The organism is Vagococcus entomophilus (genome assembly GCF_003987595.1).
Lineage (GTDB): Bacteria > Bacillota > Bacilli > Lactobacillales > Vagococcaceae > Vagococcus_E > Vagococcus_E entomophilus.
Map to the genome: position 1 here is coordinate 488730 of NZ_NGJZ01000002.1, position 21314 is coordinate 510043.

Here is a 21314-nt window from a genome sequence, read left to right on the forward strand (position 1 = left end):
TTTTGGAGAAATATTTTTAGCATTAACGGACTAGAATTAAGAAAAAATTAGCCAATAATAATTTTTTCACTAGGATACACATAACCCATATCTTTTCTTTCTTTGGGGATAAAGAGCATGAGCGTATAGAGCATACCAATTCTTCCAATGAACATCAAGAGCGCAATCACAATCTTGCCAACTATAGTGAGATCACTTGTAATACCTAGTGACAAGCCAGTTGTACCAAAAGCTGAAGAGACTTCAAAAATAATAGATAGTAAAGAGTGAGATTCGGTTACAGATAAAATCATGATGGAAAATCCGCACATTAATAAAGAGAGTAAAAAAACAACTACAGATTTCTTGATATCATCTTCATCAATTCTGCGACCAAAAATTCGAACGTTATCTTCACTTTTGATGAAAGAAACTAGATATAAGCCTAATATGATCATTGTGGTCGTTCTAACACCACCTCCAACGGAACTAGGACTACAGCCAATAAACATTAAAATGGAAAAGAGTAGCAAAGTAGCAGGTTGGAATTGATTCAAATCATCCAATTGTAATCCAGCATTTCTAGTAGTAATAGAATAAAACATGCTATGAATAATTTTTTGCCCAAACGTTAAAGATGAAAAAAGACGCTGACATTCTAGTAAATAAATAAACAGTGCACCACCAATAAATAAGATAAAAAAAGAGCTGATGGCTAGTTTGCTAAATAACGAAAAGCGAAAAGGCAAGCGAGTAGGGTGCAATTTGTAATGAAGCCATTCGCGTACCTCTAAGATGACAGGAAAACCAATTCCACCTATAAAAATCAAGAACATGATCACAAGTAGAAATAAACTATTTAACCTAAAAGGCATGATTGAATCCCCTGTTACATCAAATCCAGAGTTCGTAACAGAAGAAATGGATTGGTAAAAACCATAAAATAGAGAATCAGACACCGTTTGAAACTGGTGTGAAAAGTAGAAGTAGACAGAAAAAAAGACGCCGAATAATAGCTGTAAACCAATCATAATAAATAGGGTCGTCCGGATCAAACGCACGGTTCCACTTAGTTTTGGCTGGTTCATATCTGTCATGATCAGTTGCCTTTGGCGCAAAGAAATCTTCTTACGTGAAAGAAGGAAAAATAATGTTGAGATCATCATAATACCAAGACCACCGATTTGAAATAAAATTTCTAATAAAATAATTCCATAATGATTAAAAACCTCGTTGATATTGAAGGTAGTCAGTCCGGTTACACTCACTGTACTGATGGTCATGAACAATAAATCCATAAAAGATGGCTGGACATTACTTTTATGAAAAAAAGGTAAGCTCAAAAGAATGAATGAAATAAAGGTGATGAAAAGATAGTAAAGAACAATGATCTGGATACTCGATAAACGAGTATGAAATAAAATGGTTACTTTTTTTGGAAATGCTCTTAATTTCTGCCAAGCATGCATAGGCTAGCACGTTCCTTTCTAGAAATGAATACACTAAGTATAGCAAATCGAGTCCTTGTTCGCCAAACGCAAAGACCAAATCAAAGAGACCCAAATGATGCTACAAGGATGCAGCATGTTTGAGTCACAAGTCGATTATTTTTTAGGCTAATTGAAAATTTTGAATGGCGGTTAAAAAGTCCTGACCATATTTTTCCAGTTTCACTTCCCCGACACCACTAATCTTGCTAAGTTCGGTTTCTGTATCTGGTAATTTCCGGCACATTTCTTTTAAAGTAGCATCATTAAAAACTACGTAAGCTGGAACATGCTGTGCATCGGCCAGCTCCCGGCGCAGTACTTGCAACTGTGCATAAAGTGCAGGATGACTGATTTCTTCTTCCGTTTGTCTAGGTGTCCGACTCTGCAGTGTTTCTTTTGGCAGATGCATCGTAATTTGGGTGGTCGGTTGTAATACTTCAAGAAAGCGAAAGCCAAGCTTTAAAACTGGATATTGTCCATCAGAAGTATCTAAAAAGCCTTCCGCAAGCAAGAACTCAATCATTTTTCGTATCTCATGTGTACTGGTATCTTGCATAATGCCATAAGTAGAAAGCAAATCTAAGTGAAAGTCTTTGATTTTTTGCTGCTTACTACCACGAAGTACATCGATAACTAATTTAATCCCATAAGATTCACGCATTCTTTTGACACAGGATATAATTTTTTGCGCTGCTACGGTAATGTCTCTTTTCTCTGTATTTTGTAAACAATTGCTGCAATTTCCACAATAATGAGAACGCTCATCTCCAAAGTATCTTAAGAGATATTGACGCAAACAGCCTTGAGTAAAACAATAAAAAGACATTTTTTTTAGTCGTTGTTGCTCATGTTCTTTAAACAGTTGTGCTTCTGTTCCCTGTAACTGCTGGTTTTCGAAGCTATTATCAATAAAGTATTGATTGGTCACGACATCACGACCACTATAAAACAAAATGCATTCTGCATTTGATCCATCTCGTCCTGCTCGTCCTGCTTCTTGATAGTAGCTTTCAATATTTTTTGGCATATTATAATGAATCACAAAAGCCACGTTTGATTTGTCAATTCCCATACCAAAAGCATTGGTTGCGACAATTAGAGGAGCGTTGTCCGTAACAAACAGTTCTTGATTTTTTTTTCGCTCCTCACTAGAAAGTCCAGCGTGGTAGCGGGTAACGGGGTAGCCTAATGCGTCCAGGCGCTCACAAACATCTTCCACATTTTTTCTAGACGAACAGTAAATAATTCCACTCTTTTCCTCATTTTCTTTGAGGTACGCTACAACCGCTTGAAACTTGTCCTTTGGTTTTTGGACACCAAAAAATAAGTTTTTACGGTCAAATCCTGTCGTAAGCTCAAAAGGTTCATTTAGATGAAGCAATTGAATAATGTCTTTTTTGACTAAGTCTGTTGCTGTTGCTGTGAAAGCTGCCACAATCGGGCGTCTAGGCAATGAGTCAATATAATCATGGATAGACAAATAACTTGGACGAAAATCCTGTCCCCACTGCGAGACACAATGTGCTTCATCAACACTGACGAATGCGATGGGAACACGAGTGGAAAAGCTTAAAAAACGAGGCGTACAAAGTTGTTCGGGTGCAACATATAACAAAGAAAATGCTCCGTTTTGAGCGGCTTGAAGTGTTTCGTATTGTTCTTTTGGAGACAAGGTACTATTTAAAAAAGCAGCTGCAATCCCATTTTGAGTTAAGGCACTCACCTGATCTTTCATGAGGGAAATTAGTGGAGATACCACAATTGTCAGACCCTCGAGCATTAAAGCAGGGACTTGGTAACAAATCGATTTTCCCGCACCAGTAGGCATAATGCCAATCACATCTTGAGAAGAAAGCAGCGCTTCAACGATTTGTGCTTGTCCATCGCGAAACTCACTAAATCCAAAATAAGTGTGCAAAATTTGTTCTTTTGTTTGCAACATGCAGAAACACCTTTCTATAATTTATCTAGAGACTAGTATAGCATAGTAGCAAGTCATTAGATTTTTATTCAGAACAAAAATAGATAAAAACATTACATTTCTTTTTGATTACATTTTTTGTTTTTTGTAATGTTTTTGTAATAAAAATAAAATAATATGTTATACTAATACTGAAAACAATCAATTAGGAGTGATAAAGTGAAAAAAATTCTATTATTAAGTATAATGATACTATGATTGAGTCTGCTAGGTGGAGGTAAAGTAGTGGAAAAACAAACCACATCTTCTAGCACAGTCAGTACAGTGGAAAAACTACCAGATCTACTAGTACAAAAAAGTGCCGTTTCTAGGAGCATGAGTGAAATAAGTCAATCAAAAGAAGAAGCTACAATTATAAGCAAAGTCAAAGATTACGTCTTGAATCAACAATCCGATAAAAACATATGCAGAATTGGTAATTGGAGTCCCGTTTTTTGAAAGAATTTATTTGATCAACCCACTTTGCAAGTACATACAGCCTTTATCAAAATGGGTGGTTCGGATGCCAACATGCTTGATTTTTCTACATATTTAACCAAAAATGTCTTATATAAGAGCATTGCAAGTAATTATTGGAGTCAGATTTTGGAAAGAATGATACAGAAAATTACCACGGATAGCCTGGCTTTAATTTTTTATAGACAAGCTAAGTCGTGAAACTGAGGGAGGGTTATAAAATGAAAAAAAGTGTCGGCGTTGTAATCAGCTTAAGTGTATTGTTAATGATGGGAACCGCTTGTTCAAAGAGCAACCAAAATGAAACAACATCAAAGAGTTCGGAAGGCAGTCAAACGACCGTATCGAAAGGACACTCGTCTGAAAGTACCAGTGCAAATGCAACAACCCAAACGGAAGAAAGTACTTCAGTTGTAGCATCAGAAAATCAGTCGACGGCGACTACCACATCTACAAGCGCAACTGTCGCTACAACGTCTTCTTCCACTATAAGTAACCGCACAGAGACTTCATCTACTACTACAACGAGTGAGTCCACTCAAAGTCAGGAAGTGGCACCAGTTGTAACAAGTGCACAAGGGGCAGTTGATTACTTAGTAACCAATCTTCCGACTGAACAAATAAGCAAATACTACTTTATGGCTTTTAATAATCAGACCTACCAAGATAACGGGGGCACTTATTACATTGTCAACTTTAAAACGACACAAGATACCTCTCCCCATACAGATATTTTAGGCTCTTATAAAGTATATACAAATGGGAAAATCGAATTACAAAATTATTAAAAGTAACGAAAGGTCGCCAAACAAAATTTGTGAGGGGCCTTTTTTGTGTAGTGAACAAGTGTAAGAAACAATTTTACCTGAATTAATGATTTTTTTTTGAATATCAAGTATACTATTTTAGGAAGAATGCTAAGAAAAGAGGGAACCGATGGCACAGTTATTTTTTAAATACGGTGCGATGAACAGTGGGAAAACCATTGAAATTTTAAAAGTTGCACATAATTATGAAGAACAAAACAAGCCCGTAGTATTGATGACCAGTGGCTTAGATAACCGCGAAGCTGTAGGGGTTGTATCTAGCCGTATCGGTCTTAAAAGAGAGGCTATCCCTATTTTTACAGAGACAGATGTCTATGAAAGAATTGAACAGTTAACGCCCAAACCATACTGCATTTTACTTGATGAAGCTCAATTTTTGGAAAAACATCATGTCGAAGCTTTTGCACGCATTGTAGACGAGTTAGATATTCCAGTGATGGCTTTTGGACTCAAAAATGATTTTCGAAATGAGCTATTTGAAGGATCCAAGTATTTATTGCTCTATGCAGATAAAATTGAAGAAATCAAAACAATCTGTTGGTTCTGTCACAGAAAAGCCTCTATGAATTTGAGAATCTTAGATGGAAAACCAATTTATACGGGAGAACAAATCCAAATTGGTGGAAATGAATCGTATTTTCCTGTGTGCCGCAAGCATTATATAAATCCACCATTATAGCGATTAGAATCTGGCTAAATAAAGCACACAATTTAACAAACTAAAGGAGAGCGAATATGTACGATCAATTACAATCGATAGAAGACCGTTATGAAGAATTAGGTGAATTACTGAGTGATCCAGAAGTCATCTCAGACACAAAACGTTTTATGAACCTTTCAAAAGAAGAGGCAAGTATTCGTGAAACAGTCGAAGTGTATCGTCGTTATAAAGAAGCAGTCCAAGGGATTAAAGATGCCGAAGAATTACTAAGTGAAAATCTTGATGCGGAAATGCAAGAGATGGCTAAAGAAGAACTAAGTGAACTAAAAAAAGAAAAAGAAGTCATTGAAGAACAAATCAAAATCTTACTTTTACCTAAAGACCCGAATGATGATAAAAATATTATCATGGAAATTCGTGGAGCAGCTGGTGGAGATGAAGCCGCATTGTTTGCAGGAGATTTGTTTAATATGTACCAACGTTATGCAGAAACTCAAGGGTGGAAAACAGAAGTTTTAGATGCGAATGTAACGGGGATTGGTGGCTATAAAGAAGTCATCATGATGATCTCAGGAGAAAATGTTTTCTCCAAATTAAAATATGAAAGTGGTGCCCACCGCGTACAACGTGTGCCCTCAACAGAATCTCAAGGACGCATTCATACCTCTACTGCAACCGTTGTGGTGATGCCAGAAGCAGAAGAAGTAGAGCTTGATCTTGCCGACAAAGATATTCGTACGGATATTTACCATGCAAGTGGAGCTGGTGGACAACATGTCAATAAGACAGCTTCTGCTGTTCGTTTGACGCATATTCCAACGGGGATTGTCGTTGCCATGCAAGATGAACGTTCCCAAATCAAAAATCGTGAAAAAGCGATGAAAGTGCTACGTGCACGAGTATACGATCATTTAGAAAGTCAAGCCCGTAGTGAATATGATGCGAACCGTAAATCTGCTGTTGGAACAGGAGATCGTTCTGAACGTATTCGCACGTATAATTTCCCGCAAAACCGTGTTACTGACCATCGAATTGGACTAACGATTCAAAAGCTAGATCAAATTTTAGCTGGGAAATTAGATGAAATTGTAGATGCTTTGGTCTTGTATGATCAGACTGAAAAATTGGAGCAGATGCAAAATGGCGAATAATTCTTATTACGAAGTCCTTGAACGGGCTTCTTCTTTTTTAGAATCAAAGGGAAGAGACAGTCATGCGGCACGCTATGTATTACTTACTCGTTTAGGCTGGAATACAACGGATTGGTTGCTCCATATGCGAGAAGAAGCTCCTGTAGCAGTACAGAGGCAATTCCAACAAGATATTGAGCAGTTAGAACAAGATTATCCTGCGCAATACATCGTTGGGAAAGCTTCTTTTTACGGAGAAGACTTTTTAGTCACAGAGGCTACTTTAATTCCTCGTCCTGAAACAGAAGAATTGGTTGAGCTCTGTTTAAATGAAAATAAGCGACAGAATATTCGCGTCTTGGACATTGGAACTGGAAGTGGGGCCATTGCTATCACACTCAAGAAACTACGCCCAGATTGGCAAGTTAGTGCAGTAGATATTTCAGCAGAGGCACTCGAAGTTGCCAAAAAAAATGCAGCTCGCCATAATGTTGTCATTGATTTTCGCTTAGGGAACCTTTTAGAACCTTTCGCAAACGAAAGATTTGACGTTGTCCTCTCAAATCCGCCATATATTGGAGAACAAGAAATCGCAGAGATGGATCAAAGTGTTCTAAAATATGAGCCCAGACAGGCTTTATTTGCCAAAGAAGAAGGATTGGCGCTCTATAAAGAAATCTGCGAGTACCTGCCGAATGTGTTAGACAAAGAGGGCAAGTTATTTCTGGAAATTGGGTACCGACAAGGCCTAAAAGTGACACAAATTGTAGCAAGTCAATTTCCACAAAAAAATGTCCAGATTGCAAAGGATCTCTGCGGATTGGATCGGATTGTGTGGATGAAGTGATCTGTGGATAAAAAAAATTTTCTTAAGAAAAAATTTACAAAAAATATAAAAAAACAGGATAGTAGCAGTATTTTACAAACTAAAAAGAGTTACCCACAAGGTTATCCACTATTGACAAATGAGTTTTCCACAACTCGTGGATAACTTGGGTAAAAATGTTGATAAATGGGCAAAATAATAAAAAGGATGTGTGGATAACCTGTGGATACAAAATTTTTTACACCCAATCAGATTGATCAAGCGGCTCAAGCAATTAGAAAAGGTGAGTTAATTGCATTTCCAACTGAAACCGTATATGGACTAGGGGCAGATGCAACGAATGAAGCAGCCGTAAAGAAAGTATATTTAGCTAAAGGACGTCCAAGTGACAACCCTTTGATCGTGCATATAGACAGTTTAGAGAGGGTGATTCCTTTTGTGGATAACTTTTCTGGGAAAATGGCAAAATTAGCGGAACATTTTTGGCCAGGCCCTCTTACGATGGTCTTACCTGTTAAAAAAGGGAGTATTTCAGCCAGTGTGACGGGTGGGTTATCCACAGCTGGATTTCGTATGCCAAATAACACTGTTACAAGGCAATTGATAGCAAAAGCGGGTGTACCAATTGTTGGACCGAGTGCCAATTCTTCTGGTAAGCCTAGTCCAACTACAGCAAGTCATGTTTATCATGACTTAAATGGAAAAATCGAAGGGATATTAGATGATGGTCCGGCGACAGTTGGTTTGGAGTCGACTGTAATCGATCTTTCCGGTGATATTCCGTTAATATTAAGACCAGGAGTCATTACGAAGTCGCAAATTGAGGCAGTCGTTGGCAAAGTGGAGTACGATCAACATTTAGTCAAAGAAAGTGAAACACCAAAATCACCGGGTATGAAATACAAACACTATTCGCCTGATGTTGAGGTACAAATGATTGATGCTAAAAAAGAAAATTGGCAAGAAGCCATTCGCTATGCAAAGAATCAGAATAAATTAATTGGTTTAATTGCAGATGCAAGTATTTTAAAAAGATTCCAAACACAAGTGGACGCAACATATTCTCTTGGAGAAGAACACCAAATGGACCAGGCAATGCAACATTTATTTGCCGGTTTACGTGCCTTAGATGAAAAGGTTCCTCAACTGGATATTGTGTATGTTCAAACCTTTTCAGAAGAAGAGTCGGGATTAGCCTACATGAATCGGTTAAAAAAAGCAGCAGCGCAAAACTTTTTCTAGAAGATAGAAAAAGTTTTTTTCTTGTTTTCAAATATGGTACAATCAATGCAACTAAATAATGTCGAAAAAAGTGAATTGGAGTGTGGCAGATGAATTACAAAGAGCTAGATCCCGTTTTATGGGAAGCAATTGCAAATGAAAAAAAGCGTCAACAGCAAAATATTGAGTTGATTGCTTCTGAAAATTTCGTTTCAGAAGCAGTAATGGCCGCTCAAGGGAGTATTTTGACAAATAAGTATGCAGAAGGATATCCAGGAAAACGTTATTATGGTGGGTGTGAATTTGTTGATGTTGTCGAATCTCTTGCGATTGATCGTGCAAAAGAACTATTTGGAGCTAAATATGCCAACGTACAGCCACACTCAGGCTCACAAGCTAATACTGCCGCTTATATGGCTTTAATTGAGCCAGGTGATACGGTTTTGGGGATGGATTTAACACATGGTGGGCATTTAACACATGGTTCTCCCGTTAACTTTAGTGGGAAAACGTATCATTTTGTCGGGTATGGTGTGGACCCAACAACAGAGGTTCTAGATTATAATGTGATTCGGATTTTAGCGCGTGAACACCAACCAAAACTAATTGTTGCAGGTGCGAGTGCGTATGCGCGCACAATTGATTTTAAAAAATTTCGAGAGATTGCGGATGAAGTGGGCGCAAAATTGATGGTAGACATGGCGCATATTGCCGGACTTGTGGCTGCTGGGTTGCATCAAAATCCTGTTCCTTATGCAGATATTACAACAACTACGACACATAAGACCTTACGTGGGCCACGTGGTGGGCTTATTCTAACTAATGATGAAGTGTTAGCGAAAAAGATTAATAGTGCGATTTTCCCTGGTATTCAAGGTGGGCCATTGGAACACGTGATTGCTGGAAAAGCAGTAGCATTCAAAGAGGCATTGACCCCTGAATTTAAAGAATACTCTGAGCAAGTTTTGTTAAATGCCAAGGCCATGACAAAAGTCTTTAACCAAGCGCCAGAAGCAAGATTAGTCAGCGGTGACACAGACAACCATCTTCTCTTGATTGATGTGACGGGATATAACTTGAACGGAAAAGAAGCGGAGAAAATCCTAGATGAGGTGGCGATAACAGTCAATAAAAATACAATTCCATTTGAAGTGTTATCACCATTTAAAACAAGCGGGATTCGTATTGGAACCCCAGCAATTACTACTAGAGGTTTCTTGGAAGAAGACGCGAAAAAAGTGGCCGAGATTATTGTAGAGGTACTCAAAAATCATACGGACGAAAGTGTTTTAGAAAAAGCACGTCAAGAAGTAAAAGAATTAGTTGAAAAATACCCATTATATGCATAAAAATTTGCCGATTGACTAGTCAATCGGCTTTGTTTGCATTACAATAGAAGAGGCAAAAACATTATAAAGGAGAATGATTATGGGCAAATTTCAAGTAATTGATCATCCACTAATTCAGCATAAATTAACTATGATTCGTGATAAAAACTGTGGGACAAAAGTTTTTAGAGAGGTAGTCAATGAAATTGCGATGCTTATGGCGTACGAAGTTTCGCGAGATATGCCCCTTGAAGAGGTTGAAATTGATACACCTATTGTAAAAAGTACTCAAAAAACATTGTCTGGGAAAAAAGTAGCCATTGTACCGATTCTTCGCGCAGGTTTAGGGATGGTTGATGGAATGTTAGAGCTGATTCCAGCTGCAAAAGTCGGACATATCGGCTTATACCGTGATCATGATTCCTTAGAACCCGTTGAATATTTTGTAAAACTACCTGCTGATATTGATGAACGTCAATTATTTGTAGTCGATCCAATGCTTGCAACAGGTGGTTCTGCTATTATGGCAATTGATGCATTGAAACGTCGTGGCGGAACAAATATCAAATTTGTTTGTTTAGTCGCAGCACCAGAAGGGGTCAAAGCGTTACAAGAAGCTCATCCAGATATTGATATATTTTGTGCAGGACTAGATGATCATTTAAATGAAGCTGGTTATATTGTTCCAGGTCTTGGCGATGCTGGGGATCGTTTATTTGGAACGAAATAGACTGATTTTAACTTTAGTAGCTTTTTATCAAAAAATACTGATGGATGAATGAAGTAAAATGAAAGCTGGGACAGAATGAAAGAATTTCTGTCTCAGTTTTTTTATTAACAGAATGATCAAGAGGAGTATGAATGTGATATTCTCCAATGACTGAAACTTGTAGACTAGTGGTTTCATTTTCTTGAAAAGAGTCTATGGAGGTTTTATTTTACCAGTTACTAGCTAGTATAGATGAAGAAAACAGTTGGCAATGTATTGTTGAGAGAGTATCCCTTATAAAAAAAGAAAAACAGCCTAAAATCACAAGATTTCTAGGCTGTTTTTCTTTTGCTGCTAAAGGAAAGGAGTGTGGGTGATATACCAGCGATCCATCGCAGCGTGTGGCGAACCATCAAGCGGAGCTTTTAGTTGTGTAAAGCCAAAATAATCGTATAAATGAATTGCAGAAGTTAAACTAGAAGACGTTTCTAAATAACAGCTATCATAATACTTATCCGCAAATTCTAGTGCGTGGTGCATAAGTTTTTTACCAAGACCCAAACCTTTTGCTTGAGGGACGAGATAAAGTTTTTGAAATTCACAGATTTTTTTACCTTCATCAAAAGGGGCAATTCCACAACCGCCTAGGATGACCCCTGCTTCATTTTCTACCACCCAATATTGAGCGTGCGCTCGTCGTGCATAATACTCAGCTAATGCGCCTAATTCTGGATCAAAATAGGCAGTTCCAGGTATAGCTAATCCAAGTGATTTTAGAGAATCTTGAATTATTTTTTTTAGTGGAGCGTTGTCTTGTATCCCAATCTTACGTATGTACATGTGCGGTTCCTCCCTAACAATTTTCATAGTCTAAAATAATTTGTGCTCGGACGGTTGAGCCCCAACCTGATAGATATCGCTGAAGTGCTTCTTTCTTTCCGTAATAGCGGAATAAATTGATCACACGACGCGCCTGATCAAGAGAAATACCTGTGCGGTACAACATAAATTGTGTCAGTCTTATATAAAGTGCAGCCTGAGTCATTTCAAGTTGTTCTGCCATTTTTGGGAAACTAATCGGTTGGTCCAAGTAAGCAAGAATCGTAATGTCCGGTAACATAAAGACGCCAGCACCCGCGTTGGCTAAATGTTCGACGGCTAGCTCTTCTTTTTTATAAAGAGAAGGATTCTCTTCCATACTGAAAAAGGATTGTGCTGGGGTTATTTGATTAAAGTCGAACAAGCAATGGTTGAGTTCATGACAGATACTGAAGTTTTTTCGACCTAAAGGAATATTAGGATTCAAAAAAATAGCAGTTGAACAGCGACTCTTGACCGTAAAAGCAGAAAAGCACGCCATACTACTAGTAGGCAGTTCTTCAATCAAGTGAATATCTTGTTCTTTCAAATAGGGAAGTACGTACGTTTTCCACAGATAGTCGCGAGGTTCCATTTTTTCTTTGAGCAAAAACCGATTGATTAGCTGATTGGTTTCGGTTAACCGAGTTAAGATTTGTGTTTGCATAGGCATCATTCCTGATGGGTGTTGGAAGCATCATCAAGATTTTTCATCGTGTATTTGACAAAATCCATTAGCTTTTCAACTTCTTTTCGGTAATGGGCTCGTTCTTGTTCAGGAATTTCCCGCTCATTTTTTCGAAACATGATGACTAAATCATCATATTCTTCATTCTCTTCATTGCTTTGTGGCGAGGCAATCTTTTGGACCGGTGTCCTACCTAATAGATAATCAGTAGAGACACCAAAATGATCAGCAATTTTTTGCAATGTTTCTGATTTTGGCGAGACAGAGTTCCAACGACGAATTTGACCATTGGAAATGCCTACAGTTCTTTCCAGTTCAGCAAAAGTTAGCTGCCGTTCGACACATAACTCTTTAATACGACCCACAATATCCATAACGTCCTCCTAATAAAATTGAATAGCATATAAGTTATTTTGTGTTGACAAAATGGTTAGAAATTTTATAATAGAATTAACTTAAAAGTTAAAATACATCTATTTAACATCTGAATAATAGCATAAAAGTATAGAAAAAGCAAAATTTCTGATAAAAGGGGTATCAAATATGGAAGAACAAGAGCGAGAAATCAATCACGTCATTGGTGAAAATATTGAGCGTTATATCTACGAAAAACATGTTACTAAGAGTATGATCAAACGGAAAACAGGGATAGATGGCAAACGATTTAACCTTATTTTAAAGGGAGAAGTCAGCGTGACAACCAAAAAATTACAAGAGATTGCGCGGATCTTAGAAGTAAAAACACTAGATTTATTAGAAGATTGGTCAGAAGGATAGGAAGAACGGACTAGAAATAATTGTGGCGAATCATCTTTTTATTAAGCGATTAGATATGGAACAAGAGGAAAAACCTGTTGTTCCATCTTTTTTTGTTCATAATAGCATTTAAGCTAAAAAACAACCGGAATGAACTAGACATCTAAATTAGATTTGCTAGAATAAAAGTCAGATAGAGAACACGTGTTCGCTGTTTAAAAAATAAAGAAAGAAGGAAAAAGAATGGCAAATGTAGAAAGGGTAATTAATTGGTTTCGAGCAAGAGAAGGGAGAGTCATTTATTCAATGACCAATCGTTTAGGTCCAAATAGCTATGACTGTAGTTCGTCAGTATTCTTTGCGTTAATCGAAGCAGGCTTTTTATCAAAAGGAACAGGAATCGGAAATACAGAAAGTTTATATCATTTAGAAGGAAGGTTGTTACTGCCGATTGCTCGCAACCAGGTACAACGAGGGGATTTATTCGTTGCAGGTGTCAAAGGTTCGAGTGGGAATGCTGGTGGACATACGGGAGTTTTTGTGAGTAGTAGCCGTATTATTCATTGTTCTGGAAGCTTAGGCATTGCAGAAACCAATGCATCTGGTTATATGGGAGATGGATCTGGTTTGCCAGTTTATTTTTACCGACTAAAAGGTGCAGATCAACCTGTAGGTAACACACACAATGGAATTGCCATTGATAATGTAACGAATAGTGTCGCAGACACAACTGTGAAATGGTTGAAAGAAAAATATGCACCTTTGCTTACGCTTCATATGGTACGTGCTGACTTACAGCCAAATAATGTCTATACAGTCGTTGTGGATTGCTACAGCTTTTCAACATTACAATATGCTTTAAATCGTGCAGCCGCAGATTTAAGAATTACAGAGCCAGGCTATATTCAGAGTAATATGGTTCATAATCAAAATTCAGATGGCACATACCGTATTGAAATTCGAAATTGCAATCCCCAAATGGCTAAACGAGTTGTACCATTATTAAGCAAAAATTTAAGTACCGATACGTATGCCAATATTTTAGGCAAAACCATTGTCAAAAGTCCAACGAGCTATGGTAGTTTTGATATTCGAATTAAAGGAGAAGGATTTAACAATCATGATACACCAATTGTAGTGGGAGAAATTCAGTCTTACCTCTATGCATTGGCCAAATTAACAGGCGATCATGTGAAGAGTTTTAAATATTAATTAAAAGAAAATAGAAAGAAGGAAGAAAAAATGGCAACACAAAAAGAAAATGCTCAACAAGTTTGGAATTATTTAAGAGCAAAAGGATGGTCTAAGGAAGCAACTGCTGGAGTTTTAGGAAATATGCAACAAGAATCGGGGATTATGCCAGATATGGACGAATACGGAAGTGGTGTAGGATATGGACTGGTTCAATGGACTTCTGTAAATCAAGTTCCAGGTCGTCAATATGTCCAACAAAAAATGAATGCTGCAGGAATTAACGGAGATTATCGAAGTATTTCTGCTCAGCTAGAGTTACTTGTTTGGGATATGCATCATGGACAATATATTGCAAAAGCTTCCTATCCATATAGTCCGGCTCAATTTATTAAGTTAAATAATGTTGCAACTGCAACTGTAGCTTTCGAAGCTAACTTTGAACGACCAGCAGTAACACATCCAGAAAGAATTGGGATGGCACAACAATGGTTTAACTTATTTAGTAACGAAGCAACACACAATGGAATTGCCATTGATAATGTAACGAATAGTGTCGCAGACATAACTGTGAAATGGTTGAAAGAAAGATATGCACCTTTGCTTACGCTTCATATGGTACGTGCTGACTTACAGCCAAATAATGTCTATACAGTCGTTGTGGATTGCTACAGCTTTTCAACATTACAATATGCTTTAAATCGTGCAGCCGCAGATTTAAGAATTACAGAGCCAGGCTATATTCAGAGTAATATGGTTCATAATCAAAATTCAGATGGCTCATACCGTATTGAAATTCGAAATTGCAATCCCCAAATGGCTAAACGGGTTGTACCATTATTAAGCAAAAATTTAAGTACCGATACGTATGCCAATATTTTGGGCAAAACCATTGTCAAAAGTCCAACGAGCTATGGTAGTTTTGATATTCGAATTAAAGGAGAAGGATTTAACAATCATGATACACCAATTGTAGTGGGAGAAATTCAGTCTTACCTCTATATATTGGCCAAATTAACAGGCGATCATGTGAAGAGTTTTAAATATTAGTCAAGAAAAAAGAAAGGGCGATTCTATGTGGCAAGCTATAGGGCTCTCATCAAACAAAGTGTACATGGTTTCCCGACAAAAACGGACAATTATAGCATGGCTTAATCAAGCCTTTCCAAGTGATAGTAAACGTTATCCGATTTATCAAGAAGGCGATTTTTACAATATTTTACCTGAGAAAATAGGGCTTTTTCATGAGACGATTAGAGATGAAAGTGAGGTGAAGTAATTGGCAGGAGTAAAACAAGTAATGGATATCACCGATTGGGCAGTTCAAAGAGAGATTGTTTTTCTAGTTTTATTCATGCTTGTCTTTGCGATTCTTTGTTTTGTAATCTATAAAGTAGCCAAAGTTTTAGGTGAAGAACGAGAGCAATCTATCAGTGAACGCAAAGAGTATTTAGTTACGCTAACTAAGCAACAAGAGCTTATTGAACAACAACAGCAAATCCTAGAAGAAGAGAAGCAAACTTTGGCAGGTATCAGCACTACTGTGATAAATGTAGATCGAAAGCTAGATAATATGATGGAAAAAATACAATATAGCAAAGAAGAAAAAAGTTCATTTTAGTTTAATTTGTTCTGCTGCTTGAGTGCATTGGCAAGAGACGAGGAATAATCCGTTCATTTTAAGGCGTTTTATAGGGAAAAAGCCTTTAAATTAAGAAATAATTGCAATATTACTGTAATATTTGGAGAAAAAAAGAATAAAAAAAATTATTTCAAAAAAAAAACGAGATTAAAATTTGTTTATGTGAAATTAAAAAAAGGCTTAATACCAAGGTTTATAGAGGAAGTTTTTACAATATGTCACAGTATGACAATACTCGTAATGAATTGTCACAGTATTTTTACCTACGACGTCAATAAAATTGTTAAAGTTATCAATGTCGTTGAGATAACGACTAAACTACTTAAACAAAGAGGAGAAACAACATGAAATCACTTAAAACGATTTTACTTGGAGCAACTTTGACAGCAGGACTAGCAATTTTCTTTGGAGCAAGCAATGCAAGTGCAGATACTTTATATACAATTAAAAGCGGAGATACTTTATCAACTATCTCGCAACAATTTAAAGGTGACAATAGCTTAATCAATTCAATTGCACAAAAAAATAATGTATCAGATATTAATATGATCTATGTTGGAGAACAATTAACTATTCCAACTGATGGACAAGCAGTTGCAACAACAACTACTACAACAAGTCAAGCAACAACAACAGCTCCAGCAGCTGCAGCACAAACAACAACACAAACAGCAGCTTCTACTTATACTGGAACTTCTTCATCTGCTAAAGAGTGGATTGCACAAAGAGAATCTAGCGGTTCTTATACAGCAACGAATGGTCGCTACATTGGTAGATATCAATTAGATTCTTCATACCTTAATGGAGATTACTCAGCAGCAAATCAAGAACGTGTAGCCGATAACTATGTGGCACAACGTTATGGTTCATGGGAAGCTGCACAATCATTCTGGATGGCAAATGGTTGGTACTAAGCCAAAAAACATTCTGAAATAAACAAGTAAAAAACAAGCATTCATGCGAGTGCTTGTTTTTTTTACACAAAAAAACACTCTCTAAACAGAGAGTGTGCTGTTATAAAATAAATGCCGACTATAGGGATCGAACCTACGACCTACGCGTTACGAGTGCGTTGCTCTACCAACTGAGCTAAGTCGGCGTTATTAGTACAGTAATGATTATAAACTTTTCCTGTTTTTTTGTAAAGTCTTCTTTTTGTCGAGAAATAAAGTAAAAAGTACTCAGAAATAACCTAAGTGCTTTTTTTTAACAGGCGCCTATTTCAAAAAGCCAGTAGGATGTTAGGAATTGTACAAGTCACTTAAAAAAATATGCTGAATGTTGAAAAAAAATGACTTTCTATTGTGTTCATTTATGAAAAAAGATACAATTAAAGGTAAAGTGGAAAAAGTTAGAGGACAGCGTTTCTTCATTTAAATGCTTAACTTTTTTTAAATTGTATCCCGTGTGAAAGATACACGCATGCGTCGTAAGATATAATGAAGTGATGAATCGAAGAAAAGGGATGAACTATGCAAAAAAAAAGAAATTATAATTTAGATAATCGAATTGATTATGGCGTTTTACTACCGGTTTTTATTCTAGCTATTATTGGGATGCTCTCTTTATATGTAGCATTAAAGCATGATTCAGCCTCACACAATATTATGAAACAAATGCTTTCTCAAGCACTTTGGTATCTACTTGGTGGTGTGGCGGTTGTAATTTTGATGCAGTTTTCATCTAGGTTGCTATGGAAGATGACCCCGATTTTTTATGGGATTGGCCTTTTGATTATGGCAGCACTAGTCAAATTTTATGACCAGAATCTTTTTATCCAGACTGGATCCAAAAACTGGTTTAATATTGCAGGTCAAAGTTTCCAACCATCCGAACTAATGAAAATTGCCTTTGTACTCATGCTTGCATATGTTGTCACACAGCACAATTCTAAGTACAAGCCACGAGATATGCGTTCCGATTTTTTGCTAATTGGAAAGCTACTTTTAGTTTTTGCACCTGTGGGTGTATTGTTACTGCTACAAAAGGATTTAGGAACATTGCTCGTATTTATAGCGATTATCGGCGGCGTTTTTTTGATGTCGGGTATCAGTTGGAAGATCATCGTGCCCATCGTGCTTTTGTTTATTGTTGTTGCCGGAGGGACGTTATTCCTTGTTACGACAACGAGTGGGCGGGAGTTGCTTTACAAAGTTGGCTTTCATCAGTACCAATTTTCGCGCATTGACTCTTGGTTAGATCCGTTTCATGATGCTTCCGGAGTTTCTTACCAACAAGCGCAAGGTTTAACCGCGATTGGCTCAGGAGGCATGCTTGGCAAAGGCTTCAATGTTTCACAAGTTTATGTACCTGTAAGGGAGTCGGATATGATTTTTACAGTAATTGGTGAAAATTTTGGCTTTTTAGGCGGTTGTCTGGTAATTTTGATGTATTTTATTTTGATTTATAGAATGATTCGGGTTTGCTTTGATACAAATAATGAGTTTTATGCCTACATTTCAACTGGAATTATCATGATGATTTTATTCCACGTTTTCGAAAATATAGGCGCCAATATAGGCTTACTTCCATTGACAGGGATTCCGTTGCCTTTTATAAGTCAAGGGGGCTCGTCGCTTTTGAGTAATATGATTGGGATTGGACTGATTATGTCCATGCGCTTCCAGTCTGAAAGTTATAGTCATACGCATACACGAGGACAAAGAGCATAAAGACAAAAAGAGATTCACTTGAAAGGAACATTTCTTGTGCGTCTCTTTTTGCGTTTTATCATTTATGCTATACTAAAAGAAAAACAGAAAGAAGGCAGTTAAATGGTCACTTTTTATTGGTACCCAAAATGCAGCACATGTAAGAAAGCAAAAGCTTGGTTAGATGCTCACCAAATTGAATATCAAACGATTGATATGATTGAAAATATTCCGACACAACGTACTTTGGAAAAATGGATGGGTCAAAGTGAATTACCGATTCGGCGCTTTTTCAATACGAGTGGCATTCGTTACCGTGAGCAAGGTTTAAAAGACAAAGTCAATGATTTTTCTAAAAGCCAAGCAGCCCAATTGCTTGCAACAGATGGTATGTTGATTAAACGTCCTATTTTAATCACCGAAGAGGATGTTCTGTTAGGGTTTAAGGAAAGCAGTTATGAAACGGCATTAGAAATTTAAAAAGAAAGTAGGCGAAGTAGCATGGAAAAAATTGCCAATGATTCTTTATGGATTGAACCACACGGTGACGGGGTAAAAATTGGTTTGACCAATACCACACAAGAGGAAATCGGTGCGGTTACTTTTGTTACATTGCCTAAAGTTGGCACCCAACTGAGCTTAGGAGAAACACTTGTTGAAGTAGAGGCTGAAAAATCTGTTTCTGAATTTTTAGTCCCATTTCCTGGTACAGTCATTGAGGTTAACACCAAAGCGTTAGAAAATCCAGCAGTTTTAGATGATAAAAATGAGGCAAATGCTTGGCTCGTTGTACTATCAAAAACTGGTGAATAAAAAAATAAATAGTTGACAAAAACTTAAATTAACTGGTACACTAACACCAAAATAAAGAAAAATGCTTTGAAAAGAAGAGTACGTTTTAGAAACGCTTTACGAGAGACCTCTGTTTGCTGAAAAAAGAGGAAGCTGACATAAAATGGAAGATGGTCTTTGAGCAAAGCTAGTGAGCGTAAGGTAAGCTAGTTTCGGGTGCACTCGTTAGCGTGCTCAAGTATACAGCAATACAAGTATACTGACTGAGGTTGCTTTTGTCATGAAAGTAGCGAAAAAAGGTGGTAACACGTAAGTAGAAAGCTTTCGTCCTTGTGGAGACACGAGGACGAAGGCTTTTTTAATGACGTTAAGCGAAAAGGAGGAATGAGAATGTCATTTATTGAACTTCATCATGTAAAAAAAGAATTTCAAGGAAAAGAAGGTTTGGTTTCCGCTGTAAACAATGTCTCACTTACGATTGAAAAGGGAGAAATATTTGGAATTGTTGGCTATTCTGGTGCAGGGAAAAGTACCTTAATCCGCTTGCTAAATGGACTAGAACAACCAACATCTGGCGAGGTCATTATTGGTCAACAAGATGTTGTGGAATTAAAAGGAGCCAAACTAAGGGATTACCGCAAACGCGTGGGCATGGTTTTCCAACACTTTAACTTGTTATGGTCTAGAACTGTGCGAGAAAATATCGTATTGCCGCTAGAACTAGAAGGAATGGCCAGAGAAGAGCGAGAAGCACGTGCAACAGAACTAATCCAATTAGTTGGTCTCAAAGGACGGGAAGAGGCGTATCCTGCCCAACTTTCAGGCGGACAAAAACAACGTGTCGGCATTGCTCGCGCACTTGCAAATAAACCGGACATTCTGCTCTGTGACGAAGCCACAAGTGCACTAGATCCACAGACGACGGATGAAGTTTTAGAGCTATTGTTGACGATTAACCGCCAGTTGAATTTGACGATTGTGCTCATCACACACGAGATGCATGTTATCAGAAAAATTTGTCACCGGGTTGCGGTTATGGAAGCTGGAAAAGTTGTAGAGACGGGGGAGGTTTTACAAGTCTTTCATTCACCACAACAAGCAGTCACAAAAAGATTTGTCCAACAAGAACTCCTACCCGAAAATGAACCAACCGATCAATCTATTGACTACTTGATTCAAAAATATCCACAAGGTGTTATTCTTCAATTGAAATTTACCGGAGCACAATCAAAAGAACCTGTCATTTCAAAAGTAATCAAGCAAACGAATGTCGACTTAAATGTACTTCAGGGAACGATTCAACAAAATCAAAAGGCTTCCTTTGGTACCATGCTTGTTCAAGTGACTGGGACAAAGGAAGAAGTAGCAGCAGCATTTGCGTATTTTAAAGAACAAGAAGTTGGCGTAGAGGTGAAACATCATGAATAAAACATTTAGCGAGACCTATTTTAATTGGAGTGAATTAGACTTAGCAACCTTTATCCAAGCAATCAAAGACACGCTACTCATGACAATTGTATCAATGATTTTTGTGCTGATTTTCGGATTGTTATTGGGGCTGGCTCTTTATTATTTAGGAAAAAGTAAAAAGAAGAGCGCCAAGGTGGCCTATTCACTTGTGTCCATTATTAGCAATATTTTTCGTTCTACTCCGTTTATTATTTTGATTATTTTGCTGATTCCGTTTACGAAACTTTTAGTGGGGTCATTTATTGGACCCGAGGCAGCCATTCCGGGTTTGGTCTTATCCGCAGTTCCTTTTTATGCAAGACTTGTTGAGATGGCTTTTCGCGAGGTTGATCAAGGCGTACTTGAAGCCTCAGAAGCAATGGGCGCGAGTAATTGGCAGATTATCCGGAAGATTTTAATTCCTGAAAGCAAACCTGCCCTGATTTCAGGACTAACCGTTACAGCTATTACCATGATTGGGTTTACAGCGATGGCAGGGGCGATTGGCGCTGGTGGACTTGGTGGTCTAGCGTACCAAGATGGATTTCAAAGAAGTAGGTGGACGGTGACACTAGTTGCGACGGTCTTGATCTTATTATTAGTGTTTTTCGTGCAAGCTTTAGGCGACTCAGCCGTCTTGCGCTCTGACAAGCGCTTGCCACAAAGTGCACAAAAAAAA

The 21314-nt window shown here is 37.6% G+C and carries 23 protein-coding genes, 1 tRNA gene, 1 pseudogene and 1 other annotated feature; of the genes and pseudogenes, 19 read left to right on the forward strand and 6 right to left on the reverse strand.

The annotated features are described in order from the left end of the window. Window positions 1-47: 47 nt before the first annotated feature. A complete protein-coding gene (locus CBF30_RS08270) occupies window positions 48-1448 on the reverse strand; it encodes a TrkH family potassium uptake protein (protein ID WP_126825049.1) in 1401 nt (466 codons plus the stop codon). Window positions 1449-1590: 142 nt separating this feature from the next. Beyond that, on the reverse strand, window positions 1591-3411 hold the full coding sequence (gene recQ, locus CBF30_RS08275) for a DNA helicase RecQ (RefSeq protein ID WP_126825052.1): 1821 nt from the start codon (window positions 3409-3411) through the stop codon (window positions 1591-1593). Window positions 3412-3675: 264 nt separating this feature from the next. Between recQ and CBF30_RS08280 the strand changes: the two genes are divergently transcribed. The 8 genes from CBF30_RS08280 to upp all read left to right on the forward strand — a co-directional run bounded on the left by CBF30_RS08280 (window position 3676) and on the right by upp (window position 10629). Beyond that, window positions 3676-3888 (forward strand): hypothetical protein, encoded by a 213-nt coding sequence (locus tag CBF30_RS08280; RefSeq protein WP_126825056.1) that lies wholly within the window; start codon window positions 3676-3678, stop codon window positions 3886-3888. A gap of 239 nt (window positions 3889-4127) precedes the next feature. Next, complete coding sequence (locus CBF30_RS08285; RefSeq protein ID WP_126825059.1) at window positions 4128-4694, forward strand: hypothetical protein; 567 nt, start codon at window positions 4128-4130, stop codon at window positions 4692-4694. 148 nt (window positions 4695-4842) lie between these two features. Next, complete coding sequence (locus CBF30_RS08290; protein ID WP_126825063.1) at window positions 4843-5412, forward strand: thymidine kinase; 570 nt, start codon at window positions 4843-4845, stop codon at window positions 5410-5412. Window positions 5413-5468: 56 nt separating this feature from the next. Next, window positions 5469-6545, forward strand: coding sequence for a peptide chain release factor 1 (prfA, locus tag CBF30_RS08295; protein WP_126825066.1), 1077 nt, complete (start codon window positions 5469-5471; stop codon window positions 6543-6545). Then, window positions 6535-7371, forward strand: coding sequence for a peptide chain release factor N(5)-glutamine methyltransferase (gene prmC, locus CBF30_RS08300; protein WP_126825069.1), 837 nt, complete (start codon window positions 6535-6537; stop codon window positions 7369-7371). Before prfA ends, prmC begins: the two co-directional genes overlap by 11 nt. A gap of 201 nt (window positions 7372-7572) precedes the next feature. Continuing rightward, window positions 7573-8592, forward strand: coding sequence for an L-threonylcarbamoyladenylate synthase (locus tag CBF30_RS08305; RefSeq protein ID WP_126825072.1), 1020 nt, complete (start codon window positions 7573-7575; stop codon window positions 8590-8592). A gap of 89 nt (window positions 8593-8681) precedes the next feature. Next, window positions 8682-9920 carry a serine hydroxymethyltransferase gene (gene glyA / locus CBF30_RS08310; RefSeq protein ID WP_126825076.1) on the forward strand — a complete coding sequence of 413 codons (1239 nt, stop codon included), beginning with the start codon at window positions 8682-8684 and terminating at the stop codon, window positions 9918-9920. A 79-nt stretch (window positions 9921-9999) separates the two neighbouring features. Continuing rightward, window positions 10000-10629 (forward strand): uracil phosphoribosyltransferase, encoded by a 630-nt coding sequence (upp, locus tag CBF30_RS08315; protein WP_126825080.1) that lies wholly within the window; start codon window positions 10000-10002, stop codon window positions 10627-10629. A 333-nt stretch (window positions 10630-10962) separates the two neighbouring features. On the opposite strand, the gene CBF30_RS08320 is transcribed toward upp, so the two are convergent. From CBF30_RS08320 to CBF30_RS08330, 3 genes are read right to left on the reverse strand one after another with little or no spacing between them, the layout of a single operon-like run. Further along, the gene (locus CBF30_RS08320; protein WP_126825083.1) at window positions 10963-11448 is read right to left on the reverse strand and encodes a GNAT family N-acetyltransferase; all 486 of its coding nucleotides are present in this window, start codon (window positions 11446-11448) and stop codon (window positions 10963-10965) included. A gap of 13 nt (window positions 11449-11461) precedes the next feature. Beyond that, a complete protein-coding gene (locus CBF30_RS08325) occupies window positions 11462-12133 on the reverse strand; it encodes an ImmA/IrrE family metallo-endopeptidase (RefSeq protein ID WP_170168980.1) in 672 nt (223 codons plus the stop codon). 5 nt (window positions 12134-12138) lie between these two features. Then, window positions 12139-12528 carry a helix-turn-helix domain-containing protein gene (locus CBF30_RS08330; RefSeq protein ID WP_126825091.1) on the reverse strand — a complete coding sequence of 130 codons (390 nt, stop codon included), beginning with the start codon at window positions 12526-12528 and terminating at the stop codon, window positions 12139-12141. A gap of 169 nt (window positions 12529-12697) precedes the next feature. Here CBF30_RS08330 and CBF30_RS08335 point away from each other — a divergent pair, with 169 nt between their 5' ends. The 6 genes from CBF30_RS08335 (at window position 12698) to apf (ending at window position 16657) form a co-directional block, all read left to right on the forward strand. Then, the gene (locus tag CBF30_RS08335; RefSeq protein ID WP_126825094.1) at window positions 12698-12931 is read left to right on the forward strand and encodes a helix-turn-helix domain-containing protein; all 234 of its coding nucleotides are present in this window, start codon (window positions 12698-12700) and stop codon (window positions 12929-12931) included. Window positions 12932-13153: 222 nt separating this feature from the next. Continuing rightward, the gene (locus CBF30_RS08340) at window positions 13154-14122 is read left to right on the forward strand and encodes a peptidoglycan amidohydrolase family protein (RefSeq protein ID WP_126825097.1); all 969 of its coding nucleotides are present in this window, start codon (window positions 13154-13156) and stop codon (window positions 14120-14122) included. Between the two features lie 30 nt (window positions 14123-14152). Beyond that, complete coding sequence (locus CBF30_RS08345) at window positions 14153-15151, forward strand: phage tail tip lysozyme (RefSeq protein WP_126825100.1); 999 nt, start codon at window positions 14153-14155, stop codon at window positions 15149-15151. A 25-nt stretch (window positions 15152-15176) separates the two neighbouring features. Next, window positions 15177-15380 (forward strand): hypothetical protein, encoded by a 204-nt coding sequence (locus tag CBF30_RS08350; protein WP_126825103.1) that lies wholly within the window; start codon window positions 15177-15179, stop codon window positions 15378-15380. Further along, a complete protein-coding gene (locus tag CBF30_RS08355; RefSeq protein WP_126825106.1) occupies window positions 15381-15722 on the forward strand; it encodes a hypothetical protein in 342 nt (113 codons plus the stop codon). Between the two features lie 365 nt (window positions 15723-16087). Continuing rightward, on the forward strand, window positions 16088-16657 hold the full coding sequence (apf, locus tag CBF30_RS08360) for an aggregation-promoting factor (RefSeq protein ID WP_126825109.1): 570 nt from the start codon (window positions 16088-16090) through the stop codon (window positions 16655-16657). A gap of 112 nt (window positions 16658-16769) precedes the next feature. On the opposite strand, the gene CBF30_RS08365 is transcribed toward apf, so the two are convergent. Beyond that, window positions 16770-16842, reverse strand: a tRNA-Thr gene (locus CBF30_RS08365). Between the two features lie 373 nt (window positions 16843-17215). Here CBF30_RS08365 and CBF30_RS08370 point away from each other — a divergent pair. The 5 genes and pseudogenes from CBF30_RS08370 to CBF30_RS08390 form a co-directional block, all read left to right on the forward strand. Beyond that, the gene (locus tag CBF30_RS08370) at window positions 17216-18415 is read left to right on the forward strand and encodes an FtsW/RodA/SpoVE family cell cycle protein (protein ID WP_126825112.1); all 1200 of its coding nucleotides are present in this window, start codon (window positions 17216-17218) and stop codon (window positions 18413-18415) included. 102 nt (window positions 18416-18517) lie between these two features. Beyond that, entirely contained in the window at window positions 18518-18874 is a 357-nt protein-coding gene (locus CBF30_RS08375; protein ID WP_126825115.1) for an arsenate reductase family protein, read from the forward strand. 21 nt (window positions 18875-18895) lie between these two features. Next, on the forward strand, window positions 18896-19207 hold the full coding sequence (locus CBF30_RS08380) for a glycine cleavage system H family protein (RefSeq protein ID WP_126825118.1): 312 nt from the start codon (window positions 18896-18898) through the stop codon (window positions 19205-19207). 57 nt (window positions 19208-19264) lie between these two features. Then, window positions 19265-19521, forward strand: a binding site (T-box leader). Window positions 19522-19576: 55 nt separating this feature from the next. Continuing rightward, complete coding sequence (locus tag CBF30_RS08385; RefSeq protein WP_126825121.1) at window positions 19577-20614, forward strand: methionine ABC transporter ATP-binding protein; 1038 nt, start codon at window positions 19577-19579, stop codon at window positions 20612-20614. Next, window positions 20607-21290, forward strand: a pseudogene (locus CBF30_RS08390) (methionine ABC transporter permease); the annotation flags it as partial. The gene CBF30_RS08385 and the pseudogene CBF30_RS08390, both read left to right, overlap by 8 nt. Window positions 21291-21314 lie beyond the last annotated feature (24 nt).